The 18,764-nt window shown below is 72.1% G+C and carries 16 protein-coding genes and 1 tRNA gene; 6 read left to right on the forward strand and 11 right to left on the reverse strand.

Going from position 1 to position 18,764, the window contains the following annotated elements; all coding sequences use genetic code 11:
- Positions 1 to 250: 250 nt before the first annotated feature.
- Positions 251 to 1,819 (reverse strand): hypothetical protein, encoded by a 1,569-nt coding sequence (locus ACP4IX_RS00985; protein ID WP_426554452.1) that lies wholly within the window; start codon positions 1,817 to 1,819, stop codon positions 251 to 253.
- Positions 1,820 to 2,113: 294 nt separating this feature from the next.
- Between ACP4IX_RS00985 and ACP4IX_RS00990 the strand changes: the two genes are divergently transcribed.
- Both ACP4IX_RS00990 and ACP4IX_RS00995 read left to right on the forward strand, forming a co-directional pair.
- Positions 2,114 to 2,497 carry a hypothetical protein gene (locus ACP4IX_RS00990; RefSeq protein ID WP_426554453.1) on the forward strand — a complete coding sequence of 128 codons (384 nt, stop codon included), beginning with the start codon at positions 2,114 to 2,116 and terminating at the stop codon, positions 2,495 to 2,497.
- A 61-nt stretch (positions 2,498 to 2,558) separates the two neighbouring features.
- Positions 2,559 to 3,428 carry a spermidine synthase gene (locus ACP4IX_RS00995; RefSeq protein ID WP_426516906.1) on the forward strand — a complete coding sequence of 290 codons (870 nt, stop codon included), beginning with the start codon at positions 2,559 to 2,561 and terminating at the stop codon, positions 3,426 to 3,428.
- Positions 3,429 to 3,498: 70 nt separating this feature from the next.
- Here ACP4IX_RS00995 and ACP4IX_RS01000 read toward each other — a convergent pair whose 3' ends face one another.
- Positions 3,499 to 4,065, reverse strand: coding sequence for a hypothetical protein (locus ACP4IX_RS01000; RefSeq protein ID WP_426554454.1), 567 nt, complete (start codon positions 4,063 to 4,065; stop codon positions 3,499 to 3,501).
- Positions 4,066 to 4,185: 120 nt separating this feature from the next.
- Here ACP4IX_RS01000 and ACP4IX_RS01005 point away from each other — a divergent pair, with 120 nt between their 5' ends.
- Together ACP4IX_RS01005 and ACP4IX_RS01010 are read left to right on the forward strand one after the other, a co-directional pair.
- Positions 4,186 to 4,971 (forward strand): response regulator transcription factor, encoded by a 786-nt coding sequence (locus tag ACP4IX_RS01005; RefSeq protein WP_426554455.1) that lies wholly within the window; start codon positions 4,186 to 4,188, stop codon positions 4,969 to 4,971.
- The gene (locus tag ACP4IX_RS01010; RefSeq protein ID WP_426554456.1) at positions 4,968 to 6,377 is read left to right on the forward strand and encodes a sensor histidine kinase; all 1,410 of its coding nucleotides are present in this window, start codon (positions 4,968 to 4,970) and stop codon (positions 6,375 to 6,377) included. Before ACP4IX_RS01005 ends, ACP4IX_RS01010 begins: the two co-directional genes overlap by 4 nt.
- A gap of 137 nt (positions 6,378 to 6,514) precedes the next feature.
- Here the strand turns inward: ACP4IX_RS01010 and ACP4IX_RS01015 are convergent, their stop codons facing one another.
- The 4 genes from ACP4IX_RS01015 to ACP4IX_RS01030 form a co-directional block, all read right to left on the reverse strand.
- Positions 6,515 to 7,954 (reverse strand): GH1 family beta-glucosidase, encoded by a 1,440-nt coding sequence (locus ACP4IX_RS01015; RefSeq protein ID WP_426554457.1) that lies wholly within the window; start codon positions 7,952 to 7,954, stop codon positions 6,515 to 6,517.
- A 113-nt stretch (positions 7,955 to 8,067) separates the two neighbouring features.
- Positions 8,068 to 8,976: a carbohydrate ABC transporter permease gene (locus tag ACP4IX_RS01020; protein ID WP_426516916.1), complete on the reverse strand. Its 909-nt coding sequence runs from the start codon at positions 8,974 to 8,976 to the stop codon at positions 8,068 to 8,070.
- A gap of 12 nt (positions 8,977 to 8,988) precedes the next feature.
- On the reverse strand, positions 8,989 to 9,999 hold the full coding sequence (locus ACP4IX_RS01025) for a carbohydrate ABC transporter permease (protein ID WP_426517249.1): 1,011 nt from the start codon (positions 9,997 to 9,999) through the stop codon (positions 8,989 to 8,991).
- A gap of 5 nt (positions 10,000 to 10,004) precedes the next feature.
- Positions 10,005 to 11,330 (reverse strand): ABC transporter substrate-binding protein, encoded by a 1,326-nt coding sequence (locus tag ACP4IX_RS01030; protein ID WP_426516918.1) that lies wholly within the window; start codon positions 11,328 to 11,330, stop codon positions 10,005 to 10,007.
- 363 nt (positions 11,331 to 11,693) lie between these two features.
- On the opposite strand from ACP4IX_RS01030, the gene ACP4IX_RS01035 reads away from it, so the two are divergent.
- Positions 11,694 to 12,749 (forward strand): LacI family DNA-binding transcriptional regulator, encoded by a 1,056-nt coding sequence (locus ACP4IX_RS01035; protein ID WP_426516920.1) that lies wholly within the window; start codon positions 11,694 to 11,696, stop codon positions 12,747 to 12,749.
- A gap of 221 nt (positions 12,750 to 12,970) precedes the next feature.
- Here ACP4IX_RS01035 and ACP4IX_RS01040 read toward each other — a convergent pair.
- From ACP4IX_RS01040 to ACP4IX_RS01055, 4 genes are all read right to left on the reverse strand, one after another.
- A tRNA-His gene (locus tag ACP4IX_RS01040) sits at positions 12,971 to 13,043 on the reverse strand.
- A 120-nt stretch (positions 13,044 to 13,163) separates the two neighbouring features.
- Positions 13,164 to 13,766, reverse strand: coding sequence for an oligoribonuclease (gene orn, locus ACP4IX_RS01045; RefSeq protein WP_426516922.1), 603 nt, complete (start codon positions 13,764 to 13,766; stop codon positions 13,164 to 13,166).
- A gap of 258 nt (positions 13,767 to 14,024) precedes the next feature.
- Positions 14,025 to 15,215, reverse strand: a complete 1,191-nt coding sequence (locus ACP4IX_RS01050; RefSeq protein ID WP_426516924.1) for a helix-turn-helix domain-containing protein — start codon at positions 15,213 to 15,215, stop codon at positions 14,025 to 14,027.
- A gap of 387 nt (positions 15,216 to 15,602) precedes the next feature.
- The gene (locus tag ACP4IX_RS01055; protein ID WP_426516926.1) at positions 15,603 to 15,974 is read right to left on the reverse strand and encodes a hypothetical protein; all 372 of its coding nucleotides are present in this window, start codon (positions 15,972 to 15,974) and stop codon (positions 15,603 to 15,605) included.
- 294 nt (positions 15,975 to 16,268) lie between these two features.
- On the opposite strand from ACP4IX_RS01055, the gene ACP4IX_RS01060 reads away from it, so the two are divergent.
- Positions 16,269 to 16,796, forward strand: coding sequence for a universal stress protein (locus ACP4IX_RS01060; protein ID WP_055417064.1), 528 nt, complete (start codon positions 16,269 to 16,271; stop codon positions 16,794 to 16,796).
- Between the two features lie 128 nt (positions 16,797 to 16,924).
- On the opposite strand, the gene glmS is transcribed toward ACP4IX_RS01060, so the two are convergent.
- Positions 16,925 to 18,742, reverse strand: a complete 1,818-nt coding sequence (gene glmS, locus ACP4IX_RS01065; RefSeq protein ID WP_426516929.1) for a glutamine--fructose-6-phosphate transaminase (isomerizing) — start codon at positions 18,740 to 18,742, stop codon at positions 16,925 to 16,927.
- Positions 18,743 to 18,764: the final 22 nt, after the last annotated feature.

Raw genomic sequence — 18,764 nt, forward strand, 5'->3', positions numbered from 1 at the left:
GGCCCGGCTCCGGCCTGCTCCGGTCCGGCTCCGGTCCGGCTCCGGCTTGCCCCGACTCCGGCCTGCCCCGGCCCGGCTCCGGCCTGCTCCGGCTTGACTCCGGCCCGGCCCGGCTTGACTCCGGCCTGCCCCGGCCCGGCGCCGGTGCGGGCGGGGGGCGCGCCGCCCGGCGCCGCGGGGTGCCTCCCCGTCGCCCACCGTGCCGCCCCGCGCGGAACGACCGTCCACGACCGCCCGGCGGTGACGGATCTCACGCCGTCCGCGGCAGGGACGCGTGGCGGTCCAGGAAGGACGCCACCCCCGAGGTCCGCCGGTGGGGGAGGAGCACCCGGGCTGTGCCGGCCAGCATCGTACGGATGCGGGACGACTGGACCTCGCCCAGGAGGTCCAGGACCCGCATACCCGCCCCCGCCGCCTCGTCGGGGTGTCCGCCGCGGGCCAGGTCGTCCGCCAGTTCCGCCGAGTACAGCGCGAGGTTCCGGGCGAAGTGCGGGTCCTGCAGACCGGCCGCCCGTCGTGCGTGCCGGGCCGCCCGCGGCCAGTCGCCCAGGGTGGACCAGCACTGCGCCTCCAGCCCCTCCAGCTCGGCCTCGCCGTAGAAGCTCATCCACTCGGGGTCGGCGTCCGAGGCGCCCCGCTCGTAGAAGGCCTGCGCGCGGGCCAGCGCCTGCTCGCAGCCGACGCGGTCGGCGAGCCCCGCCCAGCCGCCCGCCTCGCGCAGCGCCAGCAGGGACATCAGCCGGCCGGAGCCCAGCGGTCGGGCGGCGCGCTGAGCGGCCTGGGCCGCCCGAACCGCCTCGCGCGGCCGGCCGGCGTCGCGGGCCAGGAACGCCATGTTGCAGAAGGCGTGCGCCTCCAGAGCCGGGTCGCCGGTCATCCGGGCGGTGGCGAGGGCCTCGGCGTAGTGGGAGCGCGCGTCGTCGAAGCGTCCCGAGTCGTGCGCCAGCCATCCCACGGAGATCGCCAGCTCACCCGCGCCCGAGTAGAGCCGGTCCGCCGTCGCCTGCCGGGTCGCGCCGGCGTCCAGCAGTGCGTACGCGGTACGCAGCGGGGCCGCCGCGCGCCGGTAGAGACCGTCCGCGCCGTGCCGGTCGTCGAGCAGCCGGATCCGGCGGACGGCTTCTTCGAGGGCGCCCGCGTCGCCCGCCCCGGCCCGGCGCACGGGGCGTTCGACCGCCGCGGCGTCGAGGGCGAGCCCCAGGGGGCCCAGCGAGGCGGCGGCCGCCGTGGCACCGCTCGTCATGAATGCGCGACGCAGCACGTCGCTCTCCTCATTGTTGTCGTGCGGGTCATGCGGGTCATGCGGGTCATGCGGGTCATGCGGGTCGTGCGGGTCGTGCGGGTCGTGCGGGGCATGCCTGTCGTGCGGATGGTCATGGGTGTCGTGTGTGTCATGCCTGCCTTGTGTGCCGTTCGTGTTCTGAGGGGTCCGCGTCTCATACGCCGCGTCGGGCCCCCGCGTCTCCATCGCGGCGCGCGGTGACCGTTCGGAGTGCGCCGGGAACGCGTCCTCGACGGTGTGCGCCCGGCGCCCGCGTACCGACGAGCGGGGCGCGAACCCCAGGTCGGTGAGCGTGCGGCCGGGGAACATGTGGAGGAACACCCGCTCGTACGCGTAGTTGGGGCAGCGGATCTCGCCCGCCTCGACCCGCCCGACGTAGCGCGCGTCGCAGCTGACCCGCTCGCCGATCTCGCGCGCGGCCCGGCGCACCGCCGCGGCGAACTCGGCCGGCGAGCGCTTTCCGCGCAACCGCCGGAAGGCGAGGTTCGGCCGAGGCGGCCGTTCGGGCTGGGCGGAGGGCACTGTCGTCGACGCCATGGCCGGGTCCTCTCGTGCGAACCGTCGAACCATGCCGGGACAGGGACGGGTGAGGACTTCTCCCTTTGTCAGCCCTGTTTCCGGCGAGCAAGAACGTACCGGCTGTGACCGAGCGATCACACGGTGTTCGGCTACAAACCGGATATCCCGTCCGTGATCTGCCATGAACTGCCATCCTTTACGGCCGACTCGTGCCGTAGCCGTTGACGCTCCCACGCGTTGAACCCTGTGGGCCGGGAGGCTCCCGACTCCCGACCCGCTCGTTGGAGGAGGAGTTCCGTGGTGGAGGCCGGGATGGATACCAGGCGGATCGGTGATCCCCCCCGTGATGTCTGCGACGTGGTCACCGTGCCGGCCCGGCAGGGCCTGGAAGCGGTCGACATCATCAGGCGCGGTGCCGGTGAGGGGGTGGGCCCGGTGATCCACGACGACGGTTGCGACACCCTGGGGTTCCTGGTGCCCCCGGGCACGGCCGCCGCCTGGGACGTGCCCGGCAGCACCTGCACGGGGGCGGACGGCCGAGGACTGCACCTCGACCCGGCCCCCGAGCCCCCCGTGGACGGCTCGGACTGGCTGCTGCCGCCCGGTGAGGCCGACCCGGCGACCGACCCCGCCGTGCTGCGCGCCGCGCTGGGCGAGGCGGCCCGGCTGATCGAGGCCGCGGACAGCTGCCGCTGAGCCACACCCCCAGACACCGGCACGGCAGTCGGTGGCGTTCCCGTGCGCCGATAATGGACCGATGGGAAAGTCCAGGAACGCCCGCCGCGGGCGCGCTGCCGTCGAAACCGTCACCGAGAACGTCGACGGCGGGCTCGCCGAGCTGGTCCCCGACCGGGAACGGACGCGGGCCTGGACGCTGCTGATCGACGGCGCCCCGCAGTCGCACGTGGACCTCGACGACCCGGCGTACCTGTCCTTCGAGTACCAGCGCCGCCTCGGGCACGTCATCGACCTGGCCGCCCCGGCGGGCCGGCCCGTCCAGGCCGTGCACCTCGGCGGTGGCGCCTTCACCCTCGCCCGCTACGTCGCCGCCACCCGGCCCCGCTCCACCCAGCAGGTCGTCGAGAAGGACGCGGGCCTCGTCCAACTGGTCCGCCGGGAGCTCCCCCTGGACCCCGGCCTCAGGATCCGGGTGCGCTCCACCGACGCCCGCGCCGGGCTGGCCAAGGTTCCCGACGGCTGGGCACAGCTGGTCATCGCGGACGTGTTCAGCGGGGCCCGCACCCCGGCCCATCTGACGTCCACCGAGTTCCTCGACGAGGTCCGGCGCGCGCTCGCGCCCGGCGGTGTCTTCGCCGCCAACCTCGCCGACGGCCCGCCGCTCGCCCACCTGCGCGGCCAGATCGCCACCGCCGCCGACCGCTTCCCCGAACTCGCCGTCGTCGCCGACCCGGCCGTACTGCGCGGCAAACGCTTCGGCAACGCGGTCCTCGTCGCCTCCGACCACCCGCTGCCGGTCGCCGAACTCACCCGCCGTGCCGCCTCCGACCCGCAGCCGGCGCGTGTGGAACACGGCCGCGCGCTGACCGACTTCACCGGCGGCGCCGCACCCGTGACGGACGCGGCGGCGGTGGCCTCCCCGGCACCTCCGGCCTCCGTCTTCCGGTGATCCGGTGATCCGGTGATCCCGACAGGTCACTGAGCCGACCGGGCCGGCCGGGTCCGCCGGGCCCGGTGACTCAGTAGCTTCCGATCTCCACCCGCGGCGGCCCGTCGTGCCAGGTGCAGAACACCGACACCCGGTCCCCGCCCGAGGTGAACTCCACCCGGATCCACCACTCCGTCTTCCACACCTGCATCGACCAGCCCGCTCCCGGCGTGGCCGACACCAGGGACGCGGACGAGGTACCGAGGTCGAACACCGCGCGGCCGCCGTCGGTGTCGTAACTCCTGACCCGGCCGGAAGCCGTGGGGGCCGGACCGGGGGCGGCGGGAGCCGTGGCCGTCGCCGTCCGCGACGGCGCGGGACTCGGCTCGCGGGGCGGAGTGCTCGGCGCCGGCGACGGACTGCCCGACGGGGACGGCCTCCTGGTGGAGGAGGCCGACGACCCCGAGCCGTCGGCGCCCCCCGCGGCGTCCGGTTCCCGCGAGTCGCGCACGGACGCGTCGGCCGCCGTGATGGGCAGGGCGCGGGGACGGTCGTAGGCCGTGCCCGCCAACACCGTGTGGACACCCCACCACGACAGCGTGACCGCCGCGCCGGTGGCGAGCAGCCAGGCGAGCACGTGTACGAGTCCTCTGCGCATCGCGGCCATACTGCCGCACGCGTCACGCGCCTGTCGCCCGAACCCGACCGGAACGGGAACGCACCGGAGTTGTCCACAGGGCCCGCACCGGGCTCGCCCGCATGGCGTACGGTGCCGCCCATGGCAAGTGTGCTCGTGGTCGAGGACGACCAGTTCGTACGGTCGGCGCTCATCCGGCAGCTGACCGACGCCTCGCACACCGTGCGCAGCGTCGGGACGGCGCTGGAGGCGCTGCGCGAGGTCGCCCACTTCCGTTTCGACGTGGTGATCCTCGACCTCGGACTGCCCGACCTGGACGGCTCCGAGGCGCTGAAGATGCTGCGCGGCATCACCGACGTGCCGGTGATCGTCGCCACCGCCCGGGACGACGAGGCGGAGGTCGTACGGCTGTTGAACGCGGGCGCGGACGACTACCTCACCAAGCCGTTCTCCGTCGAGCACCTGTCGGCCCGGATGGCGGCCGTACTGCGCCGCGCCCGGACCGGCGCCGCTCGGACGGCACCCCCGGCCGTCATCCGGGTCGGCGGCCTCACCGTCGACCCGCTGCGCCGCCAGGCGGAACTGGACGGCACCCGGCTCGACCTGACCCGCCGCGAGTTCGACCTGCTCGCCTTCCTGGCGGGCCGGCCGGGAGTCGTCGTCCCCCGCAAGGAACTGCTGGCCGAGGTCTGGCAGCAGTCCTACGGCGACGACCAGACCATCGACGTCCACCTGTCCTGGCTGCGGCGCAAACTCGGCGAGACCGCGGCCCGGCCGCGATACCTGCACACCCTGCGCGGTGTCGGCGTGAAACTGGAGCCGCCCACACATCCGCCCACGCACCCGCCCACGCACCCGCCCACGCACCCGCCCACGGGGCCGCCCACGGGGCCGGCGGCGCCTCCCGGAGCGGAGCCGCCACGATGAGGTGGGCCCTGGTCAAGGTGTCGCTGGCGGTCACCGCGATGGTCGTGGTCGCCTTCGCGGTGCCGCTGGGGCTGGTCGTCCGGGAGATGGCCCGCGACCGGGCCCTCAGCAACGCCGAGCGCGAGGCCGCCGCCGTCGCCCCGGCGCTGTCCATCACCACCGACCGCGACCAGCTGGAGCGCGTCGTCGCCTCCGTCGGCTCGGACGCCGGGATGGCCGTGCACATACCGGCCTCCGGCGAGAGGAACGGCGCCACCGGCATCGGCCGGCAGCGCGCCACCGACGAGGACATCGCCGCCGTGCGCCGGATGGGGCGCGCCTCCACCACGGAGGTCACCGGCGGTTCCACACTGCTCCAGCCGGTCGCGCTCAGCTCCGGCGAGATCGCCGTCGTCGAGGTGTACGTCCCCGAGTCCGAGGTCACCAACGGCGTCGGCACGGCCTGGGCGGTGCTCGCCGCGGTCGGCGCCGCCCTGATCGTCGGCTCGGTCGCCGTCGCCGACCGGCTGGGCGTACGGATGGTGCAGCCCGCGCGGCGCCTGGTCGAGGGCGCGCACGAACTGGGGGAGGGGAAACTGGGCGCACGGGTGCCCGTGGAGGGGCCGAACGAACTGCGGCTCGCGGCGGTCGCGTTCAACTCCATGGCCGACCAGGTCGTCCAGCTCCTGGCCAACGAGCGGGAACTGGCCGCCGACCTGTCCCACCGACTCCGTACCCCGCTCACCGTGCTGCGGCTCAACGCCGCCTCGCTCGGCGACGGGCCGGCCGCCGACCAGACCCGGGCCGCCGTCGAGCAGCTGGAACGCGAGGTCGACACGATCATCCGCACCGCCCGGGACGCCAAGCCGCAGACGGCCGCGGCCGGTCCCGGAGCCGGGTGCGACGCGGCCGAAGTGGTCCGGGAGCGGATGAAGTTCTGGTCCGCGCTCGCCGAGGACGAGGGCCGCACATGGCGGGTGGCCGGCACCGACCGGCCGGTGCGCATACCCGTGGCCCGCGCCGACCTGGCCGCCTCCCTCGACGCCCTGCTGGGCAACGTCTTCCGGCACACCCCCGAGGGCACGGCCTTCGCCGTCGACCTGCACAACGGCGAGGACGCGGTGATCGTGCTCGTCTCGGACGCGGGCCCCGGCATAGCCGACCCCGAGGCGGCGATGGCCCGCGGCCGGGGCTCGGGCAACCACGGATCCACCGGCCTCGGCCTGGACATCGTGCGCCGGCTCGCCGAGTCGACGGGCGGTGACGTGAGGATCGGCTCCTCCGTGCTGGGCGGCACCGAGGTGCGGATCTGGATCCAGTTGAACGGGCGGGCGGCCACGCAACGGCGCGGACACCGCGGGGCCGTCCGCCGTCGCCGGCAACCCCGGTCGGCACCGGCCACCGACCGGACCCGATCCCTCCGCTGAGCGCACCCACGGTCGCGCCGGGGCCGGCGTCAGCGACGTCGTCCCCGAGGCGACCACCCGTCGCACTCGACGTCCCGCAAGCGGGGGCGCGGCACCCCCCGTGGAACGCCGCGCCCCCGCCTCCCCGGGACGGTGGGCTACTCGGCCGACTCCACCGGCGGCAGGGAGCCCGCCCGGGCCGCCCGCCCGTACCACTGGGCGCTCGACTTCGGAATGCGCTGCTGGGTGACGTAGTCGACGTACACCGCGCCGAACCGCTTCTCGTAGCCGTAGGCCCACTCGAAGTTGTCCAGCAGGGACCACAGGTAGTAGCCGCGGACGTCGGCGCCGTCGGCGATGGCCCGGTGGACCGCCCTGAGGTGGCCGTCCAGGTAGGCGACCCGCTCGGGGTCGTGCACCGTGCCGTCCGCGCCGGGCTTGTCGTCGTAGGCGGCGCCGTTCTCGCTGATGTACAGCGGCAGTCCGGGAGCCTCACGGTTGTAGCGCATGATCAGCTCGTGCAGACCGGTCGGGTCGACGCTCCAGCCCATCTCCGTGCGCTCGCCCGGCGGCTGGTGGAACGTCACGTCGTCCGCGGCGGGCCACGGCGAGTGGTCGCTGGCGCCGTGACCGTCGGCGCCGGGGACGCGCGAGCCGGCGTCCGCCGCCGACACCACGGTCGGCGTGTAGTAGTTGAGGCAGATCGCGTCCAGCGGCTGGCGGATCAGGCCCAGGTCGCCGTCCTCGACGTGCGACCAGTCGGTGACGGACTCCGTCGCCTCCAGCAGGGTCTGCGGATAGGCACCGTGCAGGATCGGCCCGTGGAAGATGCCGCCGGACAGGTCGTCGATCTTCCGCGCCGCCGCCAGGTCCGCCGGCTGCTGCGACAGCGGCCGGACGACGGAGGTGTTGAGGCTGATCGCCACCGAGTTGCGGGCCGGCATCACCGAACGCAGCGCCACCGTGCCCAGGCCGTGCGCCAGGTTCAGGTGGTGCGCGGCGCGCAGCGAGGCCGCCGGGTCGGTACGGCCGGGGGCGTGCACCCCGGAGGCGTAGCCCAGGAAGGCGGCGCACCACGGCTCGTTGAGCGTGATCCACTGCTCCACCCGGTCACCGAGCGCCTCGCCGACGATCTGCGCGTACTCGGCGAACCGGTACGCCGTGTCCCGCGCCGGCCAGCCGCCCGCGTCCTCCAGCTCCTGCGGCAGGTCCCAGTGGTAGAGCGTGACGGCCGGCTTGATCCCGGCGGCCAGCAGCTCGTCCACCAGGCGGCGGTAGAAGTCCAGGCCGCGCTGGACGGCGGGGCCGCGGCCGGTCGGCTGCACCCGGGGCCAGGAGACGGAGAAGCGGTAGGCGCTGAGACCCAGATCCTTCATCAGCGCCACGTCGTCGCGGTAGCGGTGGTAGTGGTCGACAGCGATGTCACCGGTCTCGCCGCCGGCCGTCTTCCCCGGCGTATGGCTGAAGGTGTCCCAGATCGAGGGGGTACGGCCGTCCTCCCGCACCGCGCCCTCGATCTGGTACGCCGAGGTCGCGGCGCCCCACAGGAAGGCAGGGGGGAAGGTCACCGGGGTCACCGGCGTTGCGGACTCAAGCATGGAAGCGCTCCCATAGCGGGTCGTGGCTGGTCGTGGAAGACCGACGGGTACGAAGGACGAGGGGGGGAAGACGGGGCCGGGGCGGCGGTGACCCGACCCCCGCGGGCGTGGCGTCAGCCCTTGACGGCGCCCTGCATGATGCCGCCCACGATCTGCTTGCCGAAGATCGCGAAGACCAGCAGCAGGGGCAGCGTGCCGAGCAGCGCGCCGGCCATGATCAGGGCCTGGTCGGGGGTGAAGCCGCGGCCGAGACCCGCCACCGCGACCTGCACGGTCGGGCTGCCGGTCTGTGTCAGCACCAGGAACGGCCACAGGAAGTCGTTCCACACCTGCACGAACATCAGCATGCCCAGCACGGCCATCGCGGGCCGCGCCGTCGGGAACACCACGTGCCAGATCACCCGCCAGCTGCTGGCGCCGTCCACGCGGGCGGCCTCGATGATCTCGTCCGGCAGCGCCTGGAGCAGGTACTGCCGCATGAAGAACACGCCGAACGCGCTGACCAGCGACGGGAAGATCACCGCCTGGAGCTGGTCGGTCCAGTCGAGCTCGGCGACCATCATGTACAGCGGGATGACGCTGAGCTGCGGCGGCACCGTCATCGTGCCGACCACGATCAGCATCAGGGCGTTGCGGCCCTTGAACTTCAGCTTGGCGAAGGCGAAACCGGCGACCGTCGACAGCAGGACGACGGTGATCGACGAGATGCCCGCCACGATGGTGGTGTTGAGGATCGCCTCGCCCAGGTTGGCGTCCTTCCAGGCGATCTCCAGTTTGTCGAAGAGGTTGGCGCCGAACCAGAACGGCGGTGGCGTCTGGGCCAGGCGCTGGTTGTCGCGGGAGGCGGCGATCGCCGTCCACACCAGCGGGAACAGCGATCCGATGGTGAACACGGCGAGGATGATGTACGCGATCGGTCCGGCGTGGTGCTGCCCGCCGGCCCGGGACGCCTTGGACCGCAGGCGCCGCCTGGGCGGCTCGGATGCCGGCTCGGCCGGGGGTTTCGTCAGGGTCGTCGTCACGGCCGGTTCTCCTTAACTACTGGCGCGCAGCCGGCGCGAGATGACGTAGTTGACGAGCCCGATCACGATGAGGATCAGGAACATCGTCCAGGCGATCGCGGAGGCGCGGCCCAGGTGCTGGTTGATCCAGCCCTGCTCGTACATGTACAGGCCGAGCGTCTGGAACTGGTGCTGGGAGCCGCCCGACGCGCCCCGGTTGGCGTCGAACAGCAGCGGCTCACCGAACAGCTGCGAGGCGCCGATGGTCGACACGATGACCGTGAAGAGGATCGTCGGACGCAGCTGGGGCAGCGTGACGTGGATGAACTGCCGCCAACGGCTGGCACCGTCCAGCGCCGCGGACTCGTACAGCTCCTGCGGGATCGCCTGCATCGCCGCCAGGTAGATCAGCGCGTTGTAGCCGGTCCAGCGCCAGACGACGATCGTGGAGACGGCGATCTGGGAGGCCCACTTGTCGTTCTGCCAGTCGATCTTGCCCAGACCGACCGAGTCGAGCGCCCAGTTGATCATCCCGTAGTCGCGGCCGAAGAGCAGGATGAAGACCAGCGAGGCGGCGGCGATCGAGGTGGCGTACGGCGCCAGCATCACGACGCGGTAGAAGGTGGAGCCGCGCAGCTTGTAGTTGAGGATGTGCGCCAGGCCCATCGCCATCAGGAGCTGCGGCACCGTGGAGATGATGCCGATGGTCAGCGTGTTCTTCGCGGCGTTCCAGAAGAAGTCGTCGTCGAAGAGCCTGGTGAAGTTCTTCAGGCCCACCCACTCCATGTCGGTGGGCGCCGTCAGTTGCACCGAGTGCAGCGAGGCCCAGCCGGTGTAGAGCAGCGGGAACAGGCCGAACGCGGCGAAGAGCAGGAAGAACGGGGAGACGAACGCGTACGGGCTCCAGCGCATGTCCCGCTGCCAGCGGCGGGAGAGCCGGGCCCGTTTCTTCGCCGCCTCGGGGGAGACCGCGTCACCGGGCGGTCGGCCCGGGGCCGCGCCCCCCTTCGAGGGGGGCGCGGCGGTGTCGTGCCGGGTGGTCATTCCGGTCACTTCTCCAGGTTGTTGTCGATGGTCTTGGTGGCGTTCTCCCAGGCATCCTTGGGCGACTTGCCCTGGGTGACGAGGATGACGCCGTTGTCGGTCAGGCCCTGCTGGATGATCTGGTCCTTCGGGCCGATCACCTGGGCCGGGATGGCGTCGGCGGCCTTGGCGAAGATGTCACCGAGCGGCGTGTCACCGGTCATCTCGTTCTTGGCGTCGGTCACCTGCGGCAGCTTGTACGCGGCCGGCGCGCTCGGGAAGCTGCCCTGCACGGCGAACAGCTTGGCCTGCTGCTCCGGTGCGGTCAGCCAGGCCACGAGCTTCTCCGACTCCTTCACGTTCTTGCCGCTCTTGGGCACACCCAGGAAGGAGCCGCCCCAGTTGCCGGCCTTCGGCGCCGCGGCCACGTCCCACTTGCCGGCCGCCTCGGGCTGGGACTTGGCCTTGATGGTGCCGAGCATCCACGGCGGGCAGGCGACGGTGGCGAACAGGTTGTTGGAGATGGTCTGTTCCCAGGCCGGCTGGAACTGGGTCTGCGCCTGGACCAGGCCCTTCTCGGCGGCCTCCGCGGTCAGGTCGAAGGCCTTCTTGACGGCGGGGTTGGTCTTGTAGATGACCTTGCCGGAGGAGTCGTAGAACTTCTCCTCCTCACTGCTGAGGATGGCGTTGATCAGACCGCCGGGCGAGTCCATGAAGTAGGTGTCCTTGCCGGCGCCCTGCTTGTACTTCTCGCCGGCCTCGACGAACTTGTTCCAGTCGCCGGCCCACAGCGCGCCGACCTCCTCGCGGTCGGTCGGCAGGCCCGCCTTCTCGAAGAGGTCCTTGCGGTAGCAGATCGCCATCGGGCCGACGTCGGTGCCGAGACCGACCGCCTTGCCGTCCTTGGTGGTGCCCTGCTTCCACTTCCAGTCCAGCCAGCTGCTCGCCTGCACGCCCTGGACCTTGGACATGTCCACGAACTTGTCGGCCTGGGTCTCGACGACCTCGTTGATGTTGCCGACCTCGATGGCCTGGATGTCCTGCAGGCCGCTCTCGGTGGTGAGGTGGTTGACCAGAGCGGGGTAGTAGTTCTCGTTCCGCTCGGTGACGGTCTCCTCGATGTTGATGTCCGGGTTGAGCTTCTCGTACTCCTCGTAGAGCCCGGCCTCCTTGAAGCCCATGGTGCCGAACAGGCCGAGGGTGATGGTGGTCTTGCCGCTGCTGTCGCCCGACGACGAGCTGTCCTCGTCGTTGCCGTCGTCGGCGCAGCCGGCCAGCAGCCCGGCGCCCAGCGACGCGATGGCCGCGATGACCACCGCCTTGCGGGCGGATCGTGTACGTGCTGCTCGCATTGCGTCCTCCTGTTGCCCTGACGTGCCGACCCCCCGGCCAACTACATGGTTGGGCCCGCTGCTTCATGTCGTTCGTTCGTCGCTGCGGCTCGGGCGGGGAACGTGCGGGATGTGTATGTGCCAGGTAGTGTGGGAGCGCTCCCACAAGTGATGTGTTGAAGAGTCGTCGGTCCGGGCGAGGGTGTCAAGGGAGCGGACGCGGCGAAACGCGTTCAGTTATCGGCCTGTTAACTGGACGTGTCGGGCGGCGCGGAGACACCTCCGGGCGGCGGGCGGCGGCCCGGAGCCGGTCATTACACCTGACCGGCCTGTTAAATTCCAGGCCAGCCGCATAGTGCGGGGTGTCGACGGGAGGCGGAGCCGATGGCAGGCCACGGAGCGCGTGGGCGGAGCGGTGGCCGGCCCACCCTCGAAGAGGTGGCGGCACGGGCGGGCGTCGGCCGCGGCACGGTCTCCCGGGTGATCAACGGCTCTCCCCGGGTCAGCGACGCGACCCGGGCGGCGGTCGAGGCGGCGGTCGCGGAACTCGGTTACGTACCGAACACGGCGGCCCGCGCGCTGGCCGCCAACCGCACGGACGCGATCGCGCTGGTGGTGCCCGAGCCGGAGACCCGGTTCTTCGCGGAACCGTACTTCTCGGACATGCTGAAGGGTGTCGGCTCGGAACTGTCCGACACCGAGATGCAGTTGCTGCTGATCTTCGCGGGCAGCGACCGGGAGCGGCAGCGACTCGCCCAGTACCTGGCCGCGCACCGCGTGGACGGTGTCCTGCTGGTCTCGGTGCACGCCGACGACCCGCTGCCCGACCTGCTGTCCCAGCTGGAGATCCCCGCGGTGATCAGTGGCCCGCGTTCGGCCGCGGAGTCCCTGGCGTCGGTGGACTCGGACAACTTCGGCGGTGCCCGCTCGGCCGTCGAGCACCTGCTGTCGCGCGGACGGCGGCACATCGCGCACATCACCGGCCGCCTCGACGTCTACGGTGCCCAGCGGCGTGTCGACGGCTACCGCGAGGCCCTGCGCGACGCGGGCCATCCCGCGGACGAGCAGCTGATCGAGGCGGGGGACTTCTCCGAGGAGGGCGGGCGCCGCGCCATGCTGGAGCTGCTGCGCCGTCGCCCCGAGGTGGACGCGGTCTTCGCCGCCTCGGACGTCACCGCGGCCGGTGCCCGTCAGGCCCTGCGGGAGGTGGGCCGGCGCATTCCGGACGACGTGGCGCTGGTCGGCTACGACGACTCGGTCATCGCCCGCCACATGGAGCCGCCGCTGACCAGTGTGCGGCAGCCCATCGAGGAGATGGGCCGCGCGATGATAGACCTGCTGCTGACCGAGATCGCGGATCGTCGTCCGGCGGTCTCGCGGGGGCTGGAGCGGCATCAGGTGGTGCTGGCGACGGAGCTGGTGGAGCGCAGGTCGTCGTGAGGCCGCGTCGGCGGGGCCGCGCGTGATCCTCCGTGCGGTGGCCGGACCGCCGTACCGCCCGACTGTTCGATCGTCCGCCGGTCCGCCGGTCCGCCGATACGACCGTTTCGCCGGCCCGCCGGTCCGATTCGCTCCGCCGGTACGATCCGCCGGTACGATCCGCTCCGGAAACGCGAATCAGCCGGTGGCCTTCTCCAGAAGGCCACCGGCTGATTACTCAGGGTGAGTGACGGGACTTGAACCCGCGGCATCCTGGACCACAACCAGGTGCTCTACCAGCTGAGCTACACCCACCAAGGCCGGTAGTCGAATCCCGCGTGGCGGGGTTCCCCGACCGGCTGAGAAAAAGTGTACAGGGTCCGAAGGGGTGCTCGCGCCAGGCTTTCGGGACACCGCTCTCCGGCCGTCCGGCACCTACTCGGCGGACACGATGTGCTTCGCGGCGATCGCCTTCGCGGTGTCGCTGTCGGGGCCCGGCTGCGGGACGAAGACCGCTTCCCGGTAGTAGCGCAGTTCGGCGATGGATTCGCGGATGTCGGCGAGCGCGCGGTGGTTGCCGGTCTTCTCGGGGCTGTTGAAGTACGCCCGCGGGTACCAGCGGCGGGCCAGCTCCTTGATCGAGGAGACGTCGACGATCCGGTAGTGGAGGTAGTTCTCCAGCGCCGCCATGTCCCTCAGCAGGAAGCCGCGGTCGGTGCCGACCGAGTTGCCGCACAGCGGGGCCTTGCCCGGCTCCTTCACGTGCTCCCTCACATACGCCAGGACCTGCGCCTCGGCGTCCGCCAGCGTCGTCCCGCCGTCGAGCTCCGCGAGCAGGCCGGACGCGGTGTGCATCTGACGCACCACCTCCGGCATCGTCTCCAGGGCCCGATCCGGCGGGCGGATGACGATGTCGATCCCCTCGCCGAGGATGTTCAGCTCGGAGTCGGTGACGAGGGCGGCAACCTCGATGAGCGCGTCGTCGGACAGCGAGAGGCCGGTCATCTCGCAGTCGATCCACACCATGCGATCGTTCATGCGGACACCCTACGGTGCCCGTCCCGGGACTGGGCCGGCCTGTGCGTGAGCGTATGCGCGGGGTCACCCGGCGTCAGCGCGGGCGTCGCCCGGGGCCGCCGCCTCCGGCCCCGGCCACCGGCCCGGACGGCCTCGTCCGCGCCCGCCGGACGCGATGCCTGATGCCGGGGACGGTGAACGCCGGCCACCGGAACCGGGACACCGACGCCTGACGGCGAACGCCGGACGGGCCGCTGTACCCGTCCGGCGTTCACGGGGTCACGGCGCGCTGCGCTGGCCCGGCAGGCTCGCCGCCGTCGGCATCGGTGTCGCCGTGCGGCGGGTCTGGAACGGGACGGCGCTCCCGGGGGGCAGGGCGGCCGGTTCGGGCGGGGCCGGGGGCCGGGGGGCTCCCGCGGTGCCGGCCTCCGGGTCCACCGGTCTCTCGCCCTGCGGGCGGCGGGCCCGGTAGGCGGCCCGGTAGGCGGCCGGGGACGAACCGAGCTGGCGGCGGAAGTGGCCGCGCAGGGCCACCGGCGAGCGGAAGCCGCAGCGGCCCGCGACCTCGTCCACCGAGTAGTCGGACGTCTCCAGCAGGCGCTGCGCCTGGAGCACCCGCTGGGTGATCAGCCACTGCAGCGGCGCGCTGCCGGTCAGGGAGCGGAAGCGGCGGTCGAAGGTGCGGCGGCTCATGTAGGCGCGGGCCGCCAGCGTCTCCACGTCGAACTGCTCGTGGAGGTGTTCCAGCGCCCAGGCGACGACCTCGGCGAGCGGGTCGGCGCCGATCTCCTCCGGTAAAGACCTGTCGAGGTAGCGCTCCTGGCCGCCCGAGCGGCGCGGCGGGACCACCAGCCGGCGGGCCAGCGCGCCGGCCGCCTCGTTGCCGTGGTCCGTGCGCACGATGTGCAGGCACAGGTCGATGCCGGCCGCCGTGCCCGCCGACGTCAGCACGTCCCCGTCGTCCACGAAGAGCTCGCGCGGATCGACGTGCACCGACGGATAGCGCTTGGCCAGCGTCGGCGCGTACATCCAGTGGGTGGTGGCGGGGCGGCCGTCCAGCAGGCCGGCCGCGGCGAGCACGAAGGCGCCGGTGCACAGCCCGACTATGCGGGCACCCTCCTCGTGCGCTCTGCGCAGGGCGTCGAGCGCCTCCGCCGGCGGCGGAGAGGTGATCGACCGCCAGGCGGGCACCACGACGGTGCCGGCCCGCGAGATCGCCTCCAGACCCTGTGGTGCGGTGAGTTCCAGGCCCCCTGTGGTCCGCAGCGGGCCTTCCTCACCGGCGCACACCAGCAGTCGGTAGCGCGGCACGCCGGCGTCCTGGCGGTCGATCCCGAACACCGACAGCGGTATGGAACTCTCGAAGATGGGGCCGCCGCTGAACAGCAGCACCGCGACGATCTCCTTGCGGCGTCGCCCGGTGAGCTTCCGGGCCGCGGTTTCCGGCGCGGCAGTGGAGTCGTGGCTCATCACCGCTAAGCCCCCCTCGGTGGTCGCGGCGCCCTGGTCCTTTCGGGTCTGTCGCTCCAACACGTTTCCCCTCGGTCCTGCACGAGTCCCCCGCCGTAGACAGTCAAGATCGAATCTACTGTGTCCCGTCGCGCCGAGGTGGCCGGTTCGGCACTTGGGACATTGTCGACATGGCAACTTGGCGTGAAGCTGTCGATCACGAAGCGTTGCACTCCGGGGCGCCACAGGGAAGTGCGCCTTGTGTCAGTGGCCAATCCCCGTAGGGTGCGCATGGGCCTGGAGACCCTTTCCGTGCAGGTGGAACGGGATATGGGGGGTGGTGGGGGACCGGAACGCCCCACCCATGGAAGTTGGCTGAAAAGAAGCGGACGTGTGCGCGGAAACCGGTCAGTCGACCGGTGTCTTGTGCCCGGCGTGCCGCCCGCCCCTGCGCACCGGCCGTCCGGCCCGGTGCCGGCGGCCGGCCCGGCCCGCGGAATCGCCGCCGGGCGGCCGGGCCGCGACGCGCTCGGACCGGCGCAGCAGCAGGCGGCAGGCGCCCGTGACGGCGGCCAGGCCGAGGGCCGTGCCGGCGGCGCCGGCGAAGGAGGTGCCGTACCAGAGGAGCACGACCGGGACGAGGAAGCAGCTGAAGGCCGCCCAGCGGACGAGGTCGGTGACGCCGTCCCGCAGGGGCGCGGCCGGTTCCGGGCCGTCGGGGGTGGCGGACGTGTCGGGGGCGCCGGACTGCGGATCGGCGGGGTGGTGCGGTCCGGACATGCGTGCTCCCTGGGGCTGACGGCATGGGGATCAACGCCCGTGCGACGCGTCGGTCACGACGGTCACGGACAGGTGAACCCCGTGCAAACCGCCTGTACAGCGCAGCAACCATTGCGTTACGGGCGCCCCCTCGGGCATGCTCCGGGGAACCCGTGGCGGACTCCGTGCGGGATCTGGGCGAAGGAGGCGTGGCGCCGTACCCTTGGGGGTATGGGCTTGGGAAGATGATTCCCGGACACACAGCTTCGCCGCACACTGTTGTCCCCCACAGAGGATAAAAACGCCGAGACAGCCATGGCCGGTCACGAATTCTTCGAACCCGCGGACCGCAAGCGGCCCGTCGCCGAACCTACGGCGGCCGAGCCCCTGGCGGCCGAAGAGCCACGCCAGTCGTGCGACCCAGCCTTCAAGCACGGTGTCGTCGTCGGCTTCGACGGCTCCACCTCCAGTGAGCGTGCCCTCGCGTACGCCATCGGCATGGCACGCCGGCTCGGCTCGGGCCTGGTCATCGTGCACGTCGCCAACCGGCTGCCCACCACCGTGTGGGCCGGCTGCGAACCCCCCGTCTTCGTCGACGTACCGGACCACCGCACCGAGGTGCTGGGTCTGGAGCTGGCGTGTGCGGACTATCTCGCCGAAGTGCCCTGGATCCTGGTCGAGCGCGGCGGCGACATCTGCCACGAACTCGAGGAGGTGGGCCGGGAGTACGAGGCGGACGCCATCGTCGTCGGCTCCAGCCACGGCCTGGTGGGCCGCCTCTTCGGCTCCGTCGCCGGCCGGCTCGCCAAGCGGGCGAAGCGGCCCGTGGTGGTCATCCCCTGACACGCCGGACGGCCCCCCGCGTGCCGGTGGCACACGGGGGGCCGCTCCGGACGCCGAAGCCCTGCCGTCCCGTCCTTCTGAAGCCCTGCCGGGGTTCCGAAGCCCTGCCGGGATTCTGCTGAGGAGTCCTACTCCACGGTCACCGACTTGGCGAGGTTGCGCGGCTTGTCGATGTCGCGGCCCAGGGCCAGGGCCGTGTGGTAGGCGAGGAGTTGGAGGGGGATGCCCATGAGGATGGGGTCCAGCTCGTCCTCGTTCTTCGGGACGACGATGGTGTGGTCGGCCTTCTCCTGCTCCTGGTGGGCGACGGCGAGGATCTGGCCGCTGCGGGCCTTGATCTCCTCCATGGCCGCACGGTTCTTCTCCAGCAGGTCGTCGTCCGGCACGATCGCGACCGTCGGCAGGGCCGGCTCGATCAGGGCGAGCGGCCCGTGCTTGAGCTCGGAGGCCGGGTAGGCCTCGGCGTGGATGTAGGAGACCTCCTTCAGCTTCAGGGAGGCCTCGCGGGCGACGGGGTAGCCGCGGACACGGCCGATGAAGAGCATCGAGCGGGCGTCGGCGTACTGCGCGGCCAGCTTCTTGACGTCCTCCTCCTGCTCCAGCATCTCGGCGATCTGCGCGGGCAGCTTGCGCAGTCCCTCGATGATCCGCTTGCCGTCGCGGACCGAGAGGTCGCGGGTGCGGCCCAGGTGCAGGGCGAGCAGCGCGAAGGCGACGCAGGTGTTGGTGAAGCACTTGGTGGAGACGACGCAGACCTCGGGGCCGGCGTGCACGTACATGCCGCCGTCGGCCTCGCGGGCGATCGCCGAGCCGACCACGTTGACGATGCCGAGGACACGGCCGCCCTTGCGCTTCAGCTCCTGCACGGCGGCCAGCACGTCGTACGTCTCACCGGACTGGGAGACGGCGATGTACAGGGTGTCGGGGTCGACGACCGCGTTGCGGTAGCGGAACTCGGAGGCGGGCTCGGCGTCCGCGGGGATGCGGGCCAGCTCCTCGATCATCTGGGCGCCGATCTGGCCCGCGTGGTACGAGGTGCCGCAGCCGAGGATCTTCACCCGGCGCACGGCACGCGCGTCGCGGGCGTCCAGGTTGAGGCCGCCGAGGTGCACGGTGGAGAAGCGGTCGTCGATCCGGCCGCGCAGGACGCGGTCCACGGCCTCGGCCTGCTCGTGGATCTCCTTGTGCATGTACGTGTCGTGGCCGCCCATGTCGTAGGAGGCGGCCTCCCACTCCACGGTGGTGGGCTCGGAGGTGGTGCGGGTGCCCTCGGTGGTGTAGGTGCGGAAGTCGTCGGCCTTGAGGGTGGCCATCTCGCCGTCGTCGAGGGTGACTATCTGGCGGGTGTGGGTGACCAGCGCGGCGATGTCCGAGGCGACGAACATCTCCTTCTCGCCGATGCCGAGGACGACCGGCGAGCCGTTGCGGGCGACGACGATGCGCTCGGGGAAGTCGGCGTGCATCACGGCGATGCCGTACGTGCCCTCGATGACCCGCAGGGTCTCGCGGACCCTGTCCTCGAGCTTGGCGGCCTCGGAACGGGCGATGAGGTGGACGAGGACCTCGGTGTCGGTCTCGGAGAGGAACTCGACACCGTCCGCCTCCAGCTTGCGGCGCAGGTCGGCGGCGTTGTCGATGATGCCGTTGTGCACGACGGCGACCTTGTCGTCGGCCGACATGTGCGGGTGGGCGTTCGCGTCGGACGGGGCGCCGTGGGTGGCCCAGCGGGTGTGTGCGATGCCGGTGGTGCCCTTGAAGCGTGCCGGGACCTTGGCCTCCAGGTCGCGGACCCGGCCCTTGGCCTTGACCATCTTCAGGCCGGCCGCCTTCGGGGACGTGACGACGATGCCCGCCGAGTCGTAGCCGCGGTACTCCAGGCGCTGGAGGCCCTCAAGGAGCAGGGGCGCGACGTCACGCTTGCCGATGTATCCGACGATTCCGCACATGTATACGTAAACCTCGTGTCCC

Origin of the sequence: Streptomyces sp. WG5 (assembly GCF_049974565.1) — a bacterium.
GTDB lineage: Bacteria > Actinomycetota > Actinomycetes > Streptomycetales > Streptomycetaceae > Streptomyces.

Coding starts and splice junctions, on each gene's coding strand:
- ACP4IX_RS00990 (WP_426554453.1), top strand. CDS start 2,114: ATGGATACCAGGCGGATCGGTGATCCCCCCCGTGATGTCTGCGACGTG.
- ACP4IX_RS01025 (WP_426517249.1), bottom strand. CDS start 9,999: ATGACCACCCGGCACGACACCGCCGCGCCCCCCTCGAAGGGGGGCGCG.
- orn (WP_426516922.1), bottom strand. CDS start 13,766: ATGAACGATCGCATGGTGTGGATCGACTGCGAGATGACCGGCCTCTCG.
- ACP4IX_RS01060 (WP_055417064.1), top strand. CDS start 16,269: ATGGCCGGTCACGAATTCTTCGAACCCGCGGACCGCAAGCGGCCCGTC.
- ACP4IX_RS01015 (WP_426554457.1), bottom strand. CDS start 7,954: ATGCTTGAGTCCGCAACGCCGGTGACCCCGGTGACCTTCCCCCCTGCC.
- ACP4IX_RS01030 (WP_426516918.1), bottom strand. CDS start 11,330: ATGCGAGCAGCACGTACACGATCCGCCCGCAAGGCGGTGGTCATCGCG.
- ACP4IX_RS00985 (WP_426554452.1), bottom strand. CDS start 1,819: ATGGCGTCGACGACAGTGCCCTCCGCCCAGCCCGAACGGCCGCCTCGG.
- ACP4IX_RS01010 (WP_426554456.1), top strand. CDS start 4,968: ATGAGGTGGGCCCTGGTCAAGGTGTCGCTGGCGGTCACCGCGATGGTC.
- ACP4IX_RS01050 (WP_426516924.1), bottom strand. CDS start 15,215: ATGAGCCACGACTCCACTGCCGCGCCGGAAACCGCGGCCCGGAAGCTC.
- ACP4IX_RS01035 (WP_426516920.1), top strand. CDS start 11,694: ATGGCAGGCCACGGAGCGCGTGGGCGGAGCGGTGGCCGGCCCACCCTC.
- ACP4IX_RS01000 (WP_426554454.1), bottom strand. CDS start 4,065: ATGCGCAGAGGACTCGTACACGTGCTCGCCTGGCTGCTCGCCACCGGC.
- ACP4IX_RS01005 (WP_426554455.1), top strand. CDS start 4,186: ATGGCAAGTGTGCTCGTGGTCGAGGACGACCAGTTCGTACGGTCGGCG.
- ACP4IX_RS01055 (WP_426516926.1), bottom strand. CDS start 15,974: ATGTCCGGACCGCACCACCCCGCCGATCCGCAGTCCGGCGCCCCCGAC.
- ACP4IX_RS00995 (WP_426516906.1), top strand. CDS start 2,559: ATGGGAAAGTCCAGGAACGCCCGCCGCGGGCGCGCTGCCGTCGAAACC.
- glmS (WP_426516929.1), bottom strand. CDS start 18,742: ATGTGCGGAATCGTCGGATACATCGGCAAGCGTGACGTCGCGCCCCTG.